We start from the raw sequence: 16,723 nt of genomic DNA on the forward strand, positions 1-16,723 counted from the left end.
TTGCTGCCGTCTTTTTTTAATCCACTTCTTTCTTAATCCCCAGCATTTTCTCATCTAGATAATGGGCAATCTCCGCCGCTTCCTTCAGCTCATCTGTTAATTGCTTAGGAACGTCATTGTTCAATTTATAGTAAATTTTATGTTCAAGGCTCGCCCAGAAATCCATCGCGATCGTCCGGATTTGAATTTCTGCTTTGACGTATTCCACACGGTTCGTTAAATTCACAGGCATCTCAATGATTAAATGCAGACTTCGGTAGCCGTTCGGTTTTGGCGTCTGGATATAATCCTTCACTTTTACAATTCTCAAATCTTCATGCTGCTTTAGCACGTTAACGACATTATAAATATCAGAAATAAAGGAACAAATGATACGCACACCGGCAATGTCATTGATGTGCTCCTTCATTTCCTTCGTCGTAATCTCGCAGCCCTTTCTCATTAACTTATTCACGATGCTTTCAAAGCTTTTGACACGGGATTTCGTATGTTCAATCGGGTTGTGTCCGTGAATGAGGTTATATTCCTGGCTGATAATTGAGAACTTTGTATCCAAGGCATCGAGCGCAAATTTATAAACTAATAATTCATTTTTCCAATCTTCCATTACTGTTTTTAAATCGTCCATATGTGTTACAGATAAATCCATTTTCGTCATCTCCTTTAACGGATCTTTATCCGCTGTCCATGTACTAGACGTGCCTGCCTGCAGCATGGTTTTATGAATTTTTTTATAAAATGCGGTCGAATGTAACAAAAAAAGACCGCAAGAAATAAGCGGTCTTTCTTTTTATCGGAAATAGCTGATCAATAATCCGATCGAGAGCAGGAATCCGAAAAATGTATTCGTTTGGGCTGTTGATTTCATTGCGACAATCATATTCATCGGCATTTCTTTTTGGACGAAGCCCTTCACTGCCTGAACCGGCTTAGGCACGCTCAAAAAGACGACAAACAGCCACGGGCTTACAGCACCGGTAATAACCAGGCCGACAACCCAGATATAAGCGACGGCAAATGACGCAGCTAACAGAGTGACAGCACCCTTATGCCCCATCAAAATCGCCAATGTTTTGCGTCCGCCTTTTTTGTCCTCTTCAATATCACGAATGTTGTTCGACAGGTTAATTGCGCCGACAAGAATCGCAATCGGGATCGAAATCAAAATGCTTTGCATATTGATCTTATCTGTCTGAATAAAAAACGAAATCAGCACAAACACCGAACCCATGCAAATGCCTGAGAATAACTCACCGAACGGCGTGTACGCAATCGGCAGCGGCCCGCCTGTATACAGGTATCCGATCGCCATGCCGACAAGGCCGATTAGAGCGAGCCACCAGCTGCTGCTTGCGCAAATATAGACGCCGAGCAAAATGGCAATCCCGTATGATGCGAGAGCTAATTGCAAAATCGTCTTAGGCTTCATTCCGTGGCGTACAATCGCACCTCCGATTCCGACAGATTCTGCTGTATCTAACCCGCGTTTAAAATCATAGTATTCATTAAATAAGTTCGTCGCGATCTGGATCCATAGGCAAGAAAACAGCATAGCCAGAAACAGCAGCAGATCAACCTTCACATAAAACATCGCCAAAACCGTTCCGAGCAGCACAGGCACAAACGATGCGGTTAACGTATGAGGACGGGTTAACTGCCAAAGGATCTGCCCCATGCTTTCTTTTTCCGGCGCTGTCTGACCCTCACCCTTATTTGTTTGGTTCATCTTCCCTCTTCCTTTCTATTAAAAGGCTTACTTTTTTTCAGCCGGCAGCTTGATAAAAACTCCTTTTGCTTCCTTATCTATCATAATGACTTCTCCCTCATTTCACAAGATACCGCAAGAAGGCGTTTTCTTTCTTATTATACGCTTTCTGCCCCGATTTCATGAGGTTTCTGCTTTTACCTGAACAAACAGCTACAGAAAAATTTTTTTAAGTGCAATACGCTTTTTAAAAGTTAAGAAAGATCTTTTGTCTCCATTGATCTTTACCTTTTTATGAATCAGCCCAAGCTCTTGCAGGTATAAAGATTCATTTTCAAAAGAAGACGCCGATATATTAATCTGAGGGAGATTAGGGAAAAAATGAAACTTTTTGAGCATCTAATCGTCAAATACTCATGTGATTGTCGAAAAAACGGGAAGGGAATTTTTGATATGCTGCAATTGATGAAACAGCTGTATGAAAAGCCCGCTGTCAAGTGGACATGTCATACAGGATTTTATTTGATGATACTGCTTGTTTTGTTTTTTATGTATGGTTTTCACACCGCGAATACCGGTTCATATATTTATAACGATTTCTAATTGGAGAGAGAATAATGATGAAACTTTTACATGCTATTCAAACACATGCGGAATCTTATCCGCAAACCGATGCCTTCCGCTCTCAAGGCCAGTCGCTCACGTATCAGGAATTATGGGAGCAGTCTGACCGCGCGGCTGCCGCGATTCAAAAACGCATTTCCGGAGAAAAGAAATCTCCTATCCTTGTGTACGGCCATATGGAGCCGCACATGATCGTTTCCTTCTTAGGGAGCGTCAAAGCGGGTCATCCTTATATTCCGGTTGATCTGTCCATTCCGTCCGAGCGGATTGCGAAAATTATCGAAAGCTCTGGAGCAGAATTGCTGATCCATACAGCCGGACATCCAATTGACGCAGTCAGCCAGCAGATTCAGACGGTATCAGCAGAAGAACTGCTGGAAAACGCAGACGGCTCTGTCAGCCAAGATCAATGGGTCAAGGAACACGAGACGTTTTATATCATTTACACTTCCGGAAGCACAGGAAATCCGAAAGGCGTGCAGATTTCCGCTGCGAATCTTCAAAGCTTTACAGACTGGATTTGTGTAGACTTTCCAGTCAACGGAGGAAAAACATTTTTAAATCAAGCGCCGTTTTCATTTGATTTATCAGTCATGGATCTTTATCCGTGCCTTCAATCAGGCGGGACTTTACACTGCGTGACAAAGGATGCGGTGAATAAGCCGAAAATCTTATTCGAAGAGCTGAAAAAGTCCGGGCTGAATGTGTGGACATCAACACCTTCCTTTGTGCAGATGTGCCTGATGGACCCGGGTTTTTCACAGGACCTGCTGCCTGAAGCGGACACATTTATGTTTTGCGGAGAAGTTCTTCCGGTTTCTGTTGCAAAAGCGCTGCTTGAGCGTTTTCCGAAAGCAAAAATCTTTAATACGTACGGTCCGACTGAAGCGACAGTGGCTGTCACATCCGTTGAAATTACAAGTGACGTCATCAGCCGCAGCGAATCGCTTCCAGTGGGCTTCGCCAAACCTGATATGAACATTTTCATTATGGATGAACAGGGACAGCCACTTCCTGAAGGAGAAAAAGGAGAAATCGTCATCGCAGGGCCGAGCGTAAGCCGAGGCTACCTTGGTGAACCTGAGCTGACGGAAAAAGCGTTTTTCTCTTATGAAGGCCAGTGGGCATACCGGACGGGTGATGCTGGTTATATGCAAGATGGTCAGATTTTCTGCCAAGGGCGTTTGGATTTCCAAATTAAACTTCACGGCTACCGAATGGAGCTGGAGGAAATTGAGGTCCATGTCAGACAGTCTCAGTACGTTCGCTCTGCTGTCGTGATCCCGTATCAGCCAAACGGAACAGTTGAGTACCTGATCGCTGCTATTGTGCCTGAGGAGCATGAGTTCCAGAAGGAATTCCAGCTGACAAGCGCCATTAAAAAAGAGCTTGCCGCTTCCCTTCCGGCGTATATGATCCCGAGAAAATTCATTTATCAGGATCACATCCAAATGACGGCTAACGGCAAAATCGACCGGAAACGCATCGGCGAAGAGGTTCTTGTATGACGCCTTACAGCTCGTTTTTATTCTTTATACTGCTTGGCATTCTTCTTCTGCCGACGATCATTCTCGGCCTGAACGGAAAAAGATTTCAAGCATACAACATGTTCATATCTATCATTATATTGGCTTTAATTTTTTCGCACGACTTACACGGGGTCATCGCACTGTGTCTGTTTACGATATGGCAGGTGCTTTTGATCAGCGGCTATCTGGCGTACCGGCAGAAAGCGAACAGCGGCTTTGTCTTTTGCGGAGCTGTTATCGCTTCGATTCTGCCTTTATTTTTGTCAAAAATATGGCCGTTCCTTTCACACCCGCAGCCGCATCATCCGCCAGAAAACCTGATCAGCTTTTTAGGGATTTCGTATCTAACCTTTAAAGGCGTTCAGCTGATTATGGAAGCAAGAGACGGCCTGCTGAAAGAACAGCTGCCGCTGCACCGCCTGCTGTATTTCATCCTGTTTTTCCCGACGATTTCCTCCGGTCCGATCGACAGATACCGCCGATTCGTCAAGGATGAACAGAAGGCTTGGACGAAAGAAGAATACGCCGACCTATTGTATACAGGGATTCATAAGATCTTTATCGGTTTCCTGTACAAGTTTATTATCGGCTATGCAATCAATACGTACTTCATCATGAATCTTCCCGCGATCACGCACAATAAGATTCTTGGGAACCTGCTGTACATGTACGGCTACAGCATGTATTTATTCTTTGATTTCGCCGGCTACACGATGTTTGCCGTCGGGGTCAGCTATATTATGGGCATTAAATCACCGGAAAACTTTAATAAACCGTTTATCAGTAAAAATATTAAAGATTTCTGGAATCGCTGGCATATGTCTCTGTCATTCTGGTTCAGAGATTATGTGTTCATGAGATTCGTATTTTGGATGACAAAGAAAAAGTGGATCAAAAACCGTATGGCCGTTTCAAACATCGGGTATTTCCTGCTGTTTATGCTGATGGGGGTTTGGCACGGGCTCGCGCCGCAATATATCATCTACGGCCTCTATCACGCCGTGCTGATGACGTGTTACAACTTTTTCGAGAAGTGGAATAAGAAATACAAATGGCTTCCGTCCAATCGCTGGACAACCATTCTTGCGATTGTGATCACGTTCCACTTCGTTTGCTTCGGGTTTTATATTTTCTCAGGAAAACTATTTCATCACCACCATTAAAGGAGATTAGAAAGCTATGGATTTTAAACAAGAGGTATTAGACGTTTTAGCAGAGGTTTGCCAGGATGACATCGTAAAGGAAAATCCTGATATTGAAATTTTTGAAGAAGGTTTGCTTGATTCTTTTGGAACAGTAGAATTGCTGCTTGCGATTGAAAACCGTTTTGATATTTTAGTGCCGATCACTGAGTTTGATCGGGATGTTTGGAATACGCCTAACAACATTGTAAATCAGCTGTCTGAGTTGAAATAATGAAAAAGCGTTTTTTCGGTCCAATTATTTTGGCGTTTATTCTATTCGCAGGCGCCATCGCAATTCCATCTTCATGGCTGACAGGCTTCATCACTGATAAGCAGGTGAAAGAGTCAGCAACCGCCTTGAACCCGAGTATGTTTCAAGGGCTATATTTACAAGATCAAATGCTCAAAGATCCGGCATATCTTCCGATTTACGGGTCTTCTGAGCTTTCCCGGCTGGACGAGTTCCACCCATCTAATTATTTTCAGGTAAACAATGAGGGGTTCACGCCATACCTTGTCGGCAAAGGCGGGTCCCAGTCATTGATTCATTCCTTAAACTTCGCTGCCCATATGGATCAGCTGAAGGGCAAAAAAATCGTATTCATCGTGTCTCCGCAATGGTTTATTAAACGCGGGTCTGATGAACAGCATTTCGCGCCGAACTATTCTGCGCTGCAAGGGCTTGATTTGGCATTTAACGAGCAGATCGACCCTGATGTGAAAAAGAAAATGATGAAACGCATGCTGCGCTTTAAGGCCGTACAAAATGATGCGATTCTTTGCGAGCTGTATAAAGCAATGGTAAACGGCCAGACGTGGAAAGTGAACGCGCTGAAGCCGGCCGCAAAAGTATATTACAGCATGCTCGAAAAGAAAGACCTGTATTATTCAACGACGGAATCATCCGGGCCAAAGCGTTATATCTCTCAGTCTGTAAAAGATAAGTCATGGTCTGAATTGAATAAACTCGCAGATCAATCAGGCAAACGCCACTCAGGATCTAACGATTTTCATATTGACAATCCAGTTTATAAAAAGCTGAAGCCGAAAGTGCCTAAGCTGAAAGGGAAAAACAAAGGAAGATCGTATGCGGTGTCACCGGAATACGGCGATTTTGAAATGATGCTTGATATCCTGAAGGATGCGGGTGCAGAGCCTATGTTTGTCACCATCCCTGTCAATGGAAAATGGTACGACTACACTGGCTTCCCGAAAAAAGGCCGCACTGATTATTACAAAAAAGTAAATAAGCAGATTAGAGCGAAGGGCTTCCAGGTTGCTGATTTTTCAGGACATGAATATGACCCATATTTCATGAAAGATACCATCCACATCGGCTGGAAAGGCTGGGTGTATGTCGATAAAGCAATTGACGAGTTTTATAAAACCGGAAAAGTCACGTCATCCTGAGCATCTCATAGGACGCGGCTGCATATTTCCTGCTAAGATTTGAAATAGTAAAGGAATCACAGCCAACTAGTAAGAGGTGGTACATCAATGAAGATGACAGGCAATACGATTTTAATCACAGGGGGGTCCGCTGGCATCGGGCTTGAGCTTGCCAAGCGCCTGCTGGAACTTGGCAATGAAGTTATCATTTGCGGACGCAGCGAAGCGCGGCTTACAGAAGCGAAGCAGCAGCTCCCAAACATCCATACAAAGCAATGTGATGTTGCAGACCGTTCGCAGCGGGAAGCATTGTATGAATGGGCTTTAAAGGAATTTCCGAACCTGAATGTTCTCGTCAACAACGCTGGCATTCAAAAGGAAATTGACTTCAAAAAAGGGACGGAAGAGCTTTTTGTGGACGGAGATGAAATTGAACTTAATTTTCAAGCGCCTGTCCATTTATCAGCCCTTTTCACGCCTCATTTGATGAAGCAGCCCGAGGCAGCAATCGTTCAGGTCACATCCGGGCTTGCATTTAACCCGTTAGCTGTTTATCCGGTGTACTGCGCAACGAAAGCGGCGCTTCACTCGTTCTCGCTTACACTGAGACACCAGCTCCGCGACACGAGCGTGGAAGTGATTGAAATGGCACCGCCTATGGTTGACACGGGCTTAAACCAAAAATCACGCGATAAACAAGGCCTGACGTACCGCGGCATTTCAGCTGAAGAATATGTTCAGTATTTCTTGGACGGCTTGAAGGAAGGCAAACAAGAGATTACAAATGAACGTGTTGAAGGTCTTCGAAATGCCACTCGGGCCGATTATGACAGAGTGTTCGAGCAAATGAACACGCAGGAGAATTAATTTCTCCTGCTTTTTTCTTATGAATTTCTTACAAATTTGAGCAAACCTATTGCGAATATTTGTTGAAGGTATACAATAGAATATAAATTATTTTCAAATAAGTTTGATAATATAAACAATTTAACAGCAGGGAGATTGACCATGACTAAACAAACGATTCGCGTTGAATTGACATCAACAAAAAAACCAAAACCAGATCCAAATCAGCTTTCGTTCGGGAGAGTGTTTACAGACCACATGTTTGTAATGGACTATGCGGCGGATAAAGGATGGTACGATCCAAGAATCATTCCTTACCAACCCATTCCAATGGACCCGGCCGCAATGGTCTATCACTACGGCCAAACCGTGTTTGAAGGGTTAAAGGCCTACGTGTCAGAGGATGACCATGTCCTGCTTTTTAGACCGGAAAAAAATATGGAGCGTCTGAATCAATCAAACGACCGCCTCTGCATCCCGCAAATTGATGAAGAACAGGTTCTGGAAGGCTTAAAACAACTTGTCGCGATCGATAAAGACTGGATTCCGAATGCGGAGGGCACGTCCCTTTATATCCGTCCGTTCATCATCGCAACCGAGCCTTTCCTCGGTGTTGCGGCATCTCATACGTATAAGCTCTTTATCATTCTTTCTCCGGTCGGCTCTTATTACAAAGAAGGCATCAAGCCGGTCAAAATCGCTGTTGAAAGTGAATTTGTCCGTGCGGTAAAAGGCGGAACGGGAAATGCCAAAACCGCAGGGAACTATGCTTCAAGCTTAAAAGCGCAGCAGGTAGCCGAAGAGAAAGGATTTTCTCAAGTACTCTGGCTGGACGGCATTGAGAAGAAATACATCGAAGAAGTCGGAAGCATGAACATCTTCTTCAAAATCAACGGTGAAATCGTAACGCCGATGCTGAACGGAAGCATACTGGAAGGCATTACGCGCAATTCAGTCATCGCCTTGCTTAAGCATTGGGGCCTTCAAGTTTCAGAACGGAAAATTGCGATCGATGAGGTCATCCAAGCCCATAAAGACGGCATCCTGGAAGAAGCCTTCGGAACTGGTACAGCAGCTGTTATTTCCCCAGTCGGCGAGCTGATCTGGCAGGATGAAACACTTTCGATCAACAACGGTGAAACAGGTGAAATCGCCAAAAAACTATATGACACGATTACAGGCATTCAAAAAGGCGCTGTCGCAGACGAATTCGGATGGACGACCGAAGTTGCAGCGCTGACTGAAAGCAAATAAGTAAGAAAAAAGCCGGCCTTCAATGGCCGGCTTTTTTTACGCTTCAATTTTGTTAAAGAACTGCGGCAGATACGCTTTGTGCGCCTCCAGCATTTCGTCTAAAATCTGTTTAGCCACAGTGTCGGACGGAACGAGCGGGTTAATCGTCATGGCGAGGAGCGCTGTTTGGTAGTCGCCTGTGACCGCCGCTTCTGCCGCGACACGTTCAAAGGATTTGATTTGCTGAACGAGGCCCCGGACAGACACCGGCAAGTCGCCGACAGCAATTGGCTGAGGGCCGTTTTTCGTCATCACGCAGTTCACTTCAACCGCGGAATCGTCTGGAATGCTGGCGATTGCCCCGTTATTCATCGTGTTCACCGGCTGAATGTCGTGTTTATCATTGTAAATAGAGCTGATTAAATTACACGCTGCATCGCTGTAATACGCACCGCCCCGTTTTTCCAGCTGCGGCGGTTTGATCGCAAGGTTCGGATCTTTATAGAGCTCGAACAGTTCTTTTTCAACCTTCTGCACAACTTCAGCACGGGTGCCCTCCGTTTGTGATGCTTCCAGTTCGTGCTCCAGCATCTCTTTTGTTTTGAAATAGTAACGGTGGTAGCCGCAAGGGATGATATCGAGTGCTTTTAAAAATTCTGGCTCCCACTCTGCGCCTGAGATGTTTTTCATCGTCATCGCGTTTTTCGGGTCACCCATCGCTTCGATGACTTGATCCTTCACACTTACGCCATCCAAGAAAACATCCAGCCCGAACACCATATGATTCAGTCCGGCGAATTGGACTTCTACGCGGTCCACATCTACATCAAGCGCTTTGGCTACACCCATTTTGATGCCGATTGGAACGTTACAGAGACCGACGACTTTCTTCAGGTTGGAGTAGCGAAGCAAAGCTTCTGTCACCATGCCGGCAGGGTTTGTGAAGTTAACGAGCCACGCGTTCGGGCAGAGTTCTTCAATGTCCTTTGCGATCTCCAGGATAACTGGAATCGTGCGCAATCCTTTAAACAGGCCTCCCGGGCCGTTCGTTTCTTGGCCGATGACGCCGTATTTTAATGGGATGCGCTCATCCTTGGCTCTTGCCTGCAGAAGTCCGACACGGAACTGAGTCGTGACAAAGTCTGCGTCTTTCAGCGCTTTTCTCCGGTCGAGCGTAAGGTGAATATCGATCGGGACGCCGGCTTTTTCAACCATCCGTTTGGCGAGCGTGCCGACAATATTCAGCTTTTCTTCGCCCTCAGGGATATCGACGAGCCATAATTCACGGACAGGCAGCTCATCATACCGTTTAATCAACCCTTCCACTAACTCGGGCGTATAACTTGAACCTCCGCCAATCGTTACAATCTTTAATCCTTTTGTCATATGCTTGCTCCCCTTTGCTCGGTGATTTTTTCATATAACTCAATGATCTCCGCCGCCAGATCCTTCACTGTCATTGCATTCATTAAATGATCCTGTGCATGCACCATCAGAAGCGTCATTTCTGTTTTTTCTCCGCCCGCTTCATTTTGGATCAGCTCTGTCTGATAATGATGGGCTTTTGATAATTCTTCTGCCGCGTCTTGAAGCTTTTTCCGCGCTTCTTCTGCGTCACCGCTTTTGGCAGCGGCAATGGCCTCCATTGCGGAGCTCCTTCCGTTTCCTCCGTGAAGGATAATTTGAAAAATGATTTGCTCCATTTTTTCATTCACGCGATTCACTTCCTTTCTCTACAGAGCCGCTTCTTTGTCATCTGATGCTGCAGGCGTTTGGACCAGTTCCAAATCGTTTTCTTCTTTCAGCTTCTGTTTATCCCACATTCTGAAGAACGGATAGTAGACAACAAAGGATACGGCGATATTAATGGCTTGCATGACCGCGCCTGAAACTTTCCCCCCTGTCGCCAAATAGCCTGAAAAGATTGGCGGCATGGTCCACGGCACTGCGATCCCCGCCGGTTTGGCGACAAGGCCGGTACTCATTCCGATGTAAGTGAGTGTCAGTGTGATAAGCGGCGTGATGATAAACGGAAGTAAAAGCATCGGGTTCATGACGATCGGCATTCCGAAAATAATCGGTTCGTTAATATTGAAGATGGCCGGGCCGATCGCAAGCTTCCCGAGCTGCTTCATTTGTTTGCTTCGGGCGCGCAGGAACATCGTGACAACCAGCGCCAATGTGGCGCCGCTTCCGCCGATATTGACCCAGATATCGAAAAATTGCTGGGTGAAAATCTTAGGAAGCTCCTCACCGGCTTGGAATGCGATCCGGTTGGCATCCATTGCGCCATACCAAATCGGTGCCATGACGCCGCCGACAATGTTGGCGCCGTGAAGGCCGCAGGCCCATAAAAGCATTTTCACGGCTTCTGCGACAAGGCTTCCCCCGAGGCTTCCTCCCAGAATGGAAAGCGGGGTTCCCAGTAAAACGCTTACAATATTATGAAGGCTTTCAAACGGCGTCGCTTCAACAATCAGCCGGGCTGCCCAAATCAGAAAGATGACGGCAAAGCCGGGGATTAACGCGACAAATGACTTGCTGACTGCCGGCGGAACACCATCCGGCATTTTGAAGACCAAGTTGCGCTGGATAATGAGACGGTAAATCTCTGTCGACACCATGGCAATAATCATGGCGACAAACAGGCCTTTGCTTCCCATCAGCGAGAGCGGAATTCCGCCCCCGACCATAATCTCTTTCGTCGAACCATCCGGCGTAAACGGCACTTGATACGGTGTCGCTAGCAAAAATGCCGCTAGTGAAATGGCTCCGGCCGACAAGGCATCAACGCCGTATTTCTCGGCGAGCCGGTAGGCGATGCCGAACGCGGCGACAAGACCCATAATTTCAAAGGTGGCGTCAACTGGATAGGCCAGCTTTTCAGACCAGGAGCTGCCAAACGTTTTTGCCATAAACTCAGCGTATCCCGGGATCGGGAGGTTGCCGATGATGAGGAAAAAGGAACCGATGATAATCAGCGGCATCGTGAGGATGATACCGTCACGCAACGCCTGCAAATGACGCTGCCCCGCAATTCTTCCCGCTATAGGCATGACCTTTTCTTCTAAGATCTGATTGACTTTATTCACATAGCCCGCCCCTCTCTATGACACATGTCCAAGCTGTTCAGCTGATTTCAGCACTTCCGCCCCGTTGCATGTGCCATAATGGACGGTATTAATGACGTCTACTGGTACCCCCTTTGACTCTCCTAATTTTTTCAGCTGCGGAAGCATATAACGGACTTGCGGGCCGAGAAGCAATACATCCGCTTTATCAATATGACTTTGTACAGAATCGCCTGAAACTGCCCAAATGGTATAGTCTTTTCCTTGTTCCTGCGCACTTTTTTCCATCTTGCTCACCAATAAGCTAGTAGACATGCCTGCTGCACATACGAGTAATATATTCATGTAAAAGACCCCCTAGAGTTTGATCAATTTTGTAATGTCCTGCTGTTGATATCATCATATTATGAAATCGCTTTCATAAACACTCAAGGTTTTTCCGCAGGAAACGGAAAAAAGGTATATACAGGCTGTCAGCTCAGCATTTTTTGGTCAAACACGTCCGAAAGCTCTTGATATGAACGGCATTTGATCAGCTGGTTCACCGCTGCCGGGTCATCCAAAATGCTGCCAAGCAGTTTATACATGCTTTGCAAATCCGCTTTGTTCTCCTTTTCGACACAAAGCAAACAGACAAATTGAACACGCTGGTCCTCCCAATCTATCGGTTTTTTGAGCGTACAGACGGCCCAAAACGTTGTTTTTGTCTGCGGAACGAGCGGATGCGGGATGGCAACCAGATTGCCAAAGCACGTTGGCGACATGTCTTCTCTTTCAAAAATGGAATCTATGATTTCTTTGTCGGCATAGCCGCAATCAACCGCTTTCTGCCCTAAAAATTGAATCACTTCTTCTTTTGAGCGCAGATCCTCCTGGAAAAAAACGAGTTCTTTTTTCAGATAGCGGGCGGCTTTTTCTTTTTCATCACTCAGAATGGATTCGATTTTTGTAAAGTCAGTCCCGCCTAAGAGTGTGTTGACCTTTAGCACTGGTACAGGGAGCTCTTTTTTGATCGGGATGGTGCTGATGACAAAATCAATGGATTCATAGGACATTTGGTCAAGACTGTAATACTCAGCCGTTCCAAGAATATCGAGCCGCTTGCCGAAATGGGAGCGGAGTTTTTCACGCAGTAGCTGGGCGCTTCCGGCACCTGATGCGCACACAATGATACAGCGTTTCGGCGGGCTTTCTGTTTTTTTCCGTTCAATCGCAGCGCCAAAGTGGAGAGCCAGATACCCAATTTCGTTTTCATGAATATCGATGCCCGTCTGTTCCTTTATGACCATCCCCGCAATGATCCCGGCTTCAAAAGCGAGAGGATAATGTTCCTTGATCGCTGCCAGCATCGGATTTCGAAGGTTCATGCCGTATCGGTTGCGGCTGACCGCCGGCTTCACATGTAGCGCCAAGCCGATTTTCAGCTCTTTGTCATGCAGGATGCCGAGCTTCATTTCGCGATCAACGGCTTCAATCATCGCAAATGTCAGCTGATCAGTTTCCTCGTCTATTGAAAATGTGTCCTCCCCGCATTGTGGTTGTGTCATTCGTTTTGTGCCAAGGAGATGCATGGCAATATAGGCCGTCTCGTCTTTCGGAAATGTAACGGCAAGTGCTGATTCCAGCTCTTTTACAATGGCTTCGGCAGCCTGATATTCTTTTTGATGCAGGATGTGATCCATATCTTCCGGGAAAAGAGATACATAGTTTTCCGTTCTGATCCGTTTACAGGCAATGGCGATATGGATGATGAGGTTATTCAGTCCCAAGTTGGACAGAGGGATGCGGTCGTTTTTCATTTTTTTCAGGATGGCGGAACGGATGATCTCGATTTCTTCATTTGGCAAAATATCAGCCTTTTCATTCAGAATATCAATCTCCATTTCTCTTTCATCGACAATGTACTCCGCCATACAGTACCTCATCTGCACCTCGTCCCCGCGCAGCTTGAAGCCGTAATTTGGGCGTGTTTCCATGACGATGCGGTACGGCAGCAACCGTTTCTTTACTTCTTTTAAATCCGTTTGGAGTGTAGATTTTGAGATAAATAGTTCTTCAGCCAGTTCATCGAGCTTGAGGTAATGCTCCGCCAGCAGCAGCCGTTTCGTGAGATAGGCCATTCTCTCCTCCGGCAATACCGGCAGGCTTTTTTTTTGCTGAAACACATCTTGCAGCAGCGTTCTGAATGTCTGCTCGTCATGAATGCGGAGTTTGTAACCTGAGCCTCTTACCGATTGGACATAGGCGCCATAGCCGCTTAGCGCACCTTGCAGTTCCTTTATATCATTGCGGACCGTCCGCGTCGTCACATTTAATTGCGCGGCAAAAAACGAGCTTGTCACCGGGGCTTCAGCCGCCATCAGCAAGCGCAGAATATCACGAAGTCGCCCATGAAGCATGAGAAAAACCTCCTATCAAGTAGATGCAGGGATAAGTGAATAGGCAGAAAGGATGATGAAGGAATGCGAAATGTATATAAATTCTATAATGGCGGGAATGGCAAGTCAATGAACATCGGGAGGCCTGGAGGGAAAACTGACCTATAAAAAACAGCCGGGGTCAGCCGGCTGTTCGGGATGCGGACATATTCTTTCGTTTAGACGCCTTGCGATCCTTCATGATTTTTCGCACAATCGGGTAAATGACCGGCGCCCATTTGATAACGGTTTTGATCATCTTTTTCAAAGCTCCGATTCTCCCTTCTTTTTTCTCAACCATTCCCCTGATTGCCTTTTGCTTAAACATGCTACCGCGACACGTACCTGTTTCCCGTCACCCAGAAACGCCACGGATAATCGCGCGCCTCTCCGCTGTTGTCGATGCCGATACGCGGGCCGGTTGAAATTTCTTCCGGTGTATACCCGCCTTCGATGTAAAGCGGCTGTTCCGTGATCCAGCGTCCGTAGTCATTCATCGTGACGCCAAGCGCTTTCGTCAGCTTTCCGGGCCCGTTTGTCCATTCCCTCGGATGCCGGCCCGTCCTCCTCTCCTCCATTAACAGCTGGCCTTCATGAGGCTCAATGGCCCTGATTAAGACCGCTTGCGGGACATCTGCTTCTGCGGCAACGACATTCAGCAATGTATGGGTGTGCATCACGTATGTATACACCCGCCCAGCTTCTGCAAACATAATCTCAGTCCGTTTCGTCCGGCGGTTATTAAAGCTGTGGGCCGCTCTGTCTCCGGCGCCCATATAGGCTTCTGTTTCCACAATATAGCCTGACGCTGTGCCTTCGTCTGTTTCTTTTACCAGAAGGCAGCCGAGAAGCGCCGGGGCAAGCTCAAGGGCGGTTCTTTGGTAAAACGTGATGGGCAGCGGATTTGTTTCTCTCGTCACGAATCGACCTCTCCTTTTACCGATTTTTGTACATTGTACCATTCCCGACCCCGATAAAAAAAAACGGCTGTTTTAAAATCTTTCCATTAAGGGAATATTATTACCGTTCTAAAAAGGAGGGTCAACCAATGAAAGATAATCATCAAAACAAACATCACGGAACAAATGCCCAAAGCAGCGAGGATGCGCTTTCTCATAAGACATCCGGGGAAAACGAATCAGAGGATACCTTAACGAATAGACAGGGGCACCCTGTCACTGACAACCAAAATGTGAGAACTGTCGGGAACAGAGGACCTACAACACTTGAGAACTACGATTTTCTCGAAAAAATCAGCCACTTTGACCGTGAACGCATCCCTGAGCGGGTTGTTCATGCCAGAGGAGCGGGTGCACACGGGTATTTTGAAGCTTACGGAAGCTTTGGAGACGAGCCGATTTCAAAGTACACCCGGGCCAAGCTTTTTCAGGAAAAAGGCAAGAAAACGCCGGCATTTGTCCGTTTTTCTACGGTAAATCATGGAAAACATTCACCAGAAACATTGAGAGACCCGCGCGGTTTTGCCCTTAAGCTTTATACCGAAGACGGAAACTGGGATTTAGTCGGGAACAATCTGAAAATCTTTTTTATCCGCGACCCGCTTAAATTTCCGGATCTTGTGCACGCGTTTCAGCCTGACCCAGTGACCAACATCCAAGATGGTGAACGTATTTTCGACTTCATTTCTCAGTCTCCTGAAGCGACACATATGATCACCTTCTTGTTTTCGCCTTGGGGCATCCCAGCCAACTACCGGCAAATGCAGGGTTCGGGCGTACACGCCTATAAATGGGTGAATGAGGAAGGCAAAGCCGTTCTCGTGAAATATCATTTCGAACCGAAGCAGGGCATCCGCAACCTGACACAGAAGGAAGCGGAAGAGATTCAAGGGAAAAACTTTAACCATGCTACACAGGATTTGTATGAAGCGATTGAAAATGGAGATTATCCGGAATGGGAAGTGTATGCTCAAATCATGAGCGATGATGAGCATCCTGAACTGGACTTTGATCCACTCGATCCGACAAAGCTGTGGTATAAAGACGATTTCCCATGGAAACCGATCGGCAAATTGGTGCTTAACAAAAACCCGGAAAACTACCATGCAGAAGTGGAACAAGCTTCATTCGGAACGGGAGTGCTTGTTGACGGACTTGATTTCTCAGATGACAAGCTGCTTCAGGGACGGACGTTTGCCTACTCAGATACGCAGCGCTACCGTGTAGGTGCAAATTACCTGCAGCTTCCGATCAACTCGCCGAAAAAGCATGTTGCCACCAACCAGGAAGGCGGGCAAATGCAATATCGGGTCGATAGAGCAGAAGGCCAAAATCCGCACGTCAACTATGAGCCATCGATTATGGGCGGGCTAAAGGAAGCGAAGCAGGATGGAAAAGATCATACGCCGCATGTCGAAGGTGATGTAAAACGTGAAGCGATCGACAGAACGAACAACTTCGGACAGGCCGGAGAAACGTACCGGAGATTTACCGAATTTGAACGGAACGAATTGATCACGAATCTAGTTAATACGCTTTCTACATGCCGAAAAGAAATCCAGGATCAGATGATTGAAAATTTCACAAAAGCTGATCCGGACTACGGAAAACGCGTGGCGGAAGGCCTGAAAAAAGTCTCAGAAAACAACAGCAACGGACCGATCGGCACAACAGAGACTGAACAGGCTGCAAAGCAGGCTGAACAGGAAAGCCATCCGTCTGATCCGTATTAAAAACAACAAACAGGGCTTTTTTGAAGTCCTGTT

17 protein-coding genes are annotated in these 16,723 nt (G+C 46.4%); 8 read left to right on the forward strand and 9 right to left on the reverse strand.

Going from position 1 to position 16,723, the window contains the following annotated elements; all coding sequences use genetic code 11:
• Positions 1-16: 16 nt before the first annotated feature.
• Both ywaC and AC0DBE_RS12405 read right to left on the reverse strand, forming a co-directional pair.
• The gene (gene ywaC, locus AC0DBE_RS12400) at positions 17-649 is read right to left on the reverse strand and encodes a GTP pyrophosphokinase YwaC (RefSeq protein WP_003222250.1); all 633 of its coding nucleotides are present in this window, start codon (positions 647-649) and stop codon (positions 17-19) included.
• Between the two features lie 141 nt (positions 650-790).
• Complete coding sequence (locus AC0DBE_RS12405) at positions 791-1,726, reverse strand: 1,4-dihydroxy-2-naphthoate polyprenyltransferase (protein ID WP_061186572.1); 936 nt, start codon at positions 1,724-1,726, stop codon at positions 791-793.
• A gap of 432 nt (positions 1,727-2,158) precedes the next feature.
• Here AC0DBE_RS12405 and AC0DBE_RS12410 point away from each other — a divergent pair, with 432 nt between their 5' ends.
• The 7 genes from AC0DBE_RS12410 (at position 2,159) to AC0DBE_RS12440 (ending at position 8,531) form a co-directional block, all read left to right on the forward strand.
• Complete coding sequence (locus tag AC0DBE_RS12410) at positions 2,159-2,308, forward strand: teichoic acid D-Ala incorporation-associated protein DltX (RefSeq protein WP_003227330.1); 150 nt, start codon at positions 2,159-2,161, stop codon at positions 2,306-2,308.
• 17 nt (positions 2,309-2,325) lie between these two features.
• Entirely contained in the window at positions 2,326-3,837 is a 1,512-nt protein-coding gene (dltA, locus tag AC0DBE_RS12415) for a D-alanine--poly(phosphoribitol) ligase subunit DltA (RefSeq protein WP_472962518.1), read from the forward strand.
• Complete coding sequence (dltB, locus tag AC0DBE_RS12420; RefSeq protein ID WP_061186573.1) at positions 3,834-5,021, forward strand: D-alanyl-lipoteichoic acid biosynthesis protein DltB; 1,188 nt, start codon at positions 3,834-3,836, stop codon at positions 5,019-5,021. The genes dltA and dltB overlap by 4 nt, the downstream gene beginning before the upstream one ends.
• A gap of 16 nt (positions 5,022-5,037) precedes the next feature.
• Positions 5,038-5,274: a D-alanine--poly(phosphoribitol) ligase subunit DltC gene (gene dltC, locus AC0DBE_RS12425; protein ID WP_003227325.1), complete on the forward strand. Its 237-nt coding sequence runs from the start codon at positions 5,038-5,040 to the stop codon at positions 5,272-5,274.
• Complete coding sequence (gene dltD, locus AC0DBE_RS12430; protein WP_326246863.1) at positions 5,274-6,452, forward strand: D-alanyl-lipoteichoic acid biosynthesis protein DltD; 1,179 nt, start codon at positions 5,274-5,276, stop codon at positions 6,450-6,452. Before dltC ends, dltD begins: the two co-directional genes overlap by 1 nt.
• A gap of 87 nt (positions 6,453-6,539) precedes the next feature.
• On the forward strand, positions 6,540-7,298 hold the full coding sequence (locus tag AC0DBE_RS12435; RefSeq protein WP_072182085.1) for an SDR family oxidoreductase: 759 nt from the start codon (positions 6,540-6,542) through the stop codon (positions 7,296-7,298).
• Positions 7,299-7,439: 141 nt separating this feature from the next.
• The gene (locus AC0DBE_RS12440; protein ID WP_014115655.1) at positions 7,440-8,531 is read left to right on the forward strand and encodes a branched-chain amino acid aminotransferase; all 1,092 of its coding nucleotides are present in this window, start codon (positions 7,440-7,442) and stop codon (positions 8,529-8,531) included.
• Positions 8,532-8,567: 36 nt separating this feature from the next.
• Here the strand turns inward: AC0DBE_RS12440 and licH are convergent, their stop codons facing one another.
• The 7 genes from licH to AC0DBE_RS12475 form a co-directional block, all read right to left on the reverse strand.
• On the reverse strand, positions 8,568-9,896 hold the full coding sequence (licH, locus tag AC0DBE_RS12445; RefSeq protein WP_014115656.1) for a 6-phospho-beta-glucosidase LicH: 1,329 nt from the start codon (positions 9,894-9,896) through the stop codon (positions 8,568-8,570).
• Positions 9,893-10,225 carry a PTS lichenan transporter subunit IIA gene (gene licA, locus AC0DBE_RS12450; RefSeq protein WP_003218748.1) on the reverse strand — a complete coding sequence of 111 codons (333 nt, stop codon included), beginning with the start codon at positions 10,223-10,225 and terminating at the stop codon, positions 9,893-9,895. The genes licH and licA overlap by 4 nt, the downstream gene beginning before the upstream one ends.
• Before the next feature lie 18 nt (positions 10,226-10,243).
• Complete coding sequence (gene licC / locus AC0DBE_RS12455) at positions 10,244-11,602, reverse strand: PTS lichenan transporter subunit IIC (RefSeq protein WP_014115657.1); 1,359 nt, start codon at positions 11,600-11,602, stop codon at positions 10,244-10,246.
• A gap of 15 nt (positions 11,603-11,617) precedes the next feature.
• Positions 11,618-11,926 carry a PTS lichenan transporter subunit IIB gene (gene licB / locus AC0DBE_RS12460; protein WP_014115658.1) on the reverse strand — a complete coding sequence of 103 codons (309 nt, stop codon included), beginning with the start codon at positions 11,924-11,926 and terminating at the stop codon, positions 11,618-11,620.
• A gap of 128 nt (positions 11,927-12,054) precedes the next feature.
• Positions 12,055-13,980 (reverse strand): transcriptional regulator LicR, encoded by a 1,926-nt coding sequence (gene licR / locus AC0DBE_RS12465; protein WP_472962351.1) that lies wholly within the window; start codon positions 13,978-13,980, stop codon positions 12,055-12,057.
• A 160-nt stretch (positions 13,981-14,140) separates the two neighbouring features.
• Positions 14,141-14,299, reverse strand: a complete 159-nt coding sequence (locus AC0DBE_RS12470; protein WP_061186616.1) for a hypothetical protein — start codon at positions 14,297-14,299, stop codon at positions 14,141-14,143.
• Between the two features lie 28 nt (positions 14,300-14,327).
• Complete coding sequence (locus AC0DBE_RS12475; protein WP_072182082.1) at positions 14,328-14,918, reverse strand: DNA-3-methyladenine glycosylase; 591 nt, start codon at positions 14,916-14,918, stop codon at positions 14,328-14,330.
• Positions 14,919-15,046: 128 nt separating this feature from the next.
• On the opposite strand from AC0DBE_RS12475, the gene katX reads away from it, so the two are divergent.
• A complete protein-coding gene (gene katX, locus AC0DBE_RS12480) occupies positions 15,047-16,690 on the forward strand; it encodes a catalase KatX (RefSeq protein WP_072182081.1) in 1,644 nt (547 codons plus the stop codon).
• Positions 16,691-16,723: the final 33 nt, after the last annotated feature.

The organism is Bacillus sp. VA15 (genome assembly GCF_055721145.1).

Excerpts from the sequence above, each read along its gene's own strand:
- ywaC (WP_003222250.1), bottom strand. The coding sequence starts at position 649 with ATGGATTTATCTGTAACACATATGGACGATTTAAAAACAGTAATGGAA.
- AC0DBE_RS12405 (WP_061186572.1), bottom strand. The coding sequence starts at position 1,726 with ATGAACCAAACAAATAAGGGTGAGGGTCAGACAGCGCCGGAAAAAGAA.
- AC0DBE_RS12410 (WP_003227330.1), top strand. The coding sequence starts at position 2,159 with ATGCTGCAATTGATGAAACAGCTGTATGAAAAGCCCGCTGTCAAGTGG.
- dltA (WP_472962518.1), top strand. The coding sequence starts at position 2,326 with ATGAAACTTTTACATGCTATTCAAACACATGCGGAATCTTATCCGCAA.
- dltB (WP_061186573.1), top strand. The coding sequence starts at position 3,834 with ATGACGCCTTACAGCTCGTTTTTATTCTTTATACTGCTTGGCATTCTT.
- dltC (WP_003227325.1), top strand. The coding sequence starts at position 5,038 with ATGGATTTTAAACAAGAGGTATTAGACGTTTTAGCAGAGGTTTGCCAG.
- dltD (WP_326246863.1), top strand. The coding sequence starts at position 5,274 with ATGAAAAAGCGTTTTTTCGGTCCAATTATTTTGGCGTTTATTCTATTC.
- AC0DBE_RS12435 (WP_072182085.1), top strand. The coding sequence starts at position 6,540 with ATGAAGATGACAGGCAATACGATTTTAATCACAGGGGGGTCCGCTGGC.
- AC0DBE_RS12440 (WP_014115655.1), top strand. The coding sequence starts at position 7,440 with ATGACTAAACAAACGATTCGCGTTGAATTGACATCAACAAAAAAACCA.
- licH (WP_014115656.1), bottom strand. The coding sequence starts at position 9,896 with ATGACAAAAGGATTAAAGATTGTAACGATTGGCGGAGGTTCAAGTTAT.
- licB (WP_014115658.1), bottom strand. The coding sequence starts at position 11,926 with ATGAATATATTACTCGTATGTGCAGCAGGCATGTCTACTAGCTTATTG.
- licR (WP_472962351.1), bottom strand. The coding sequence starts at position 13,980 with ATGCTTCATGGGCGACTTCGTGATATTCTGCGCTTGCTGATGGCGGCT.
- AC0DBE_RS12470 (WP_061186616.1), bottom strand. The coding sequence starts at position 14,299 with ATGGTTGAGAAAAAAGAAGGGAGAATCGGAGCTTTGAAAAAGATGATC.
- katX (WP_072182081.1), top strand. The coding sequence starts at position 15,047 with ATGAAAGATAATCATCAAAACAAACATCACGGAACAAATGCCCAAAGC.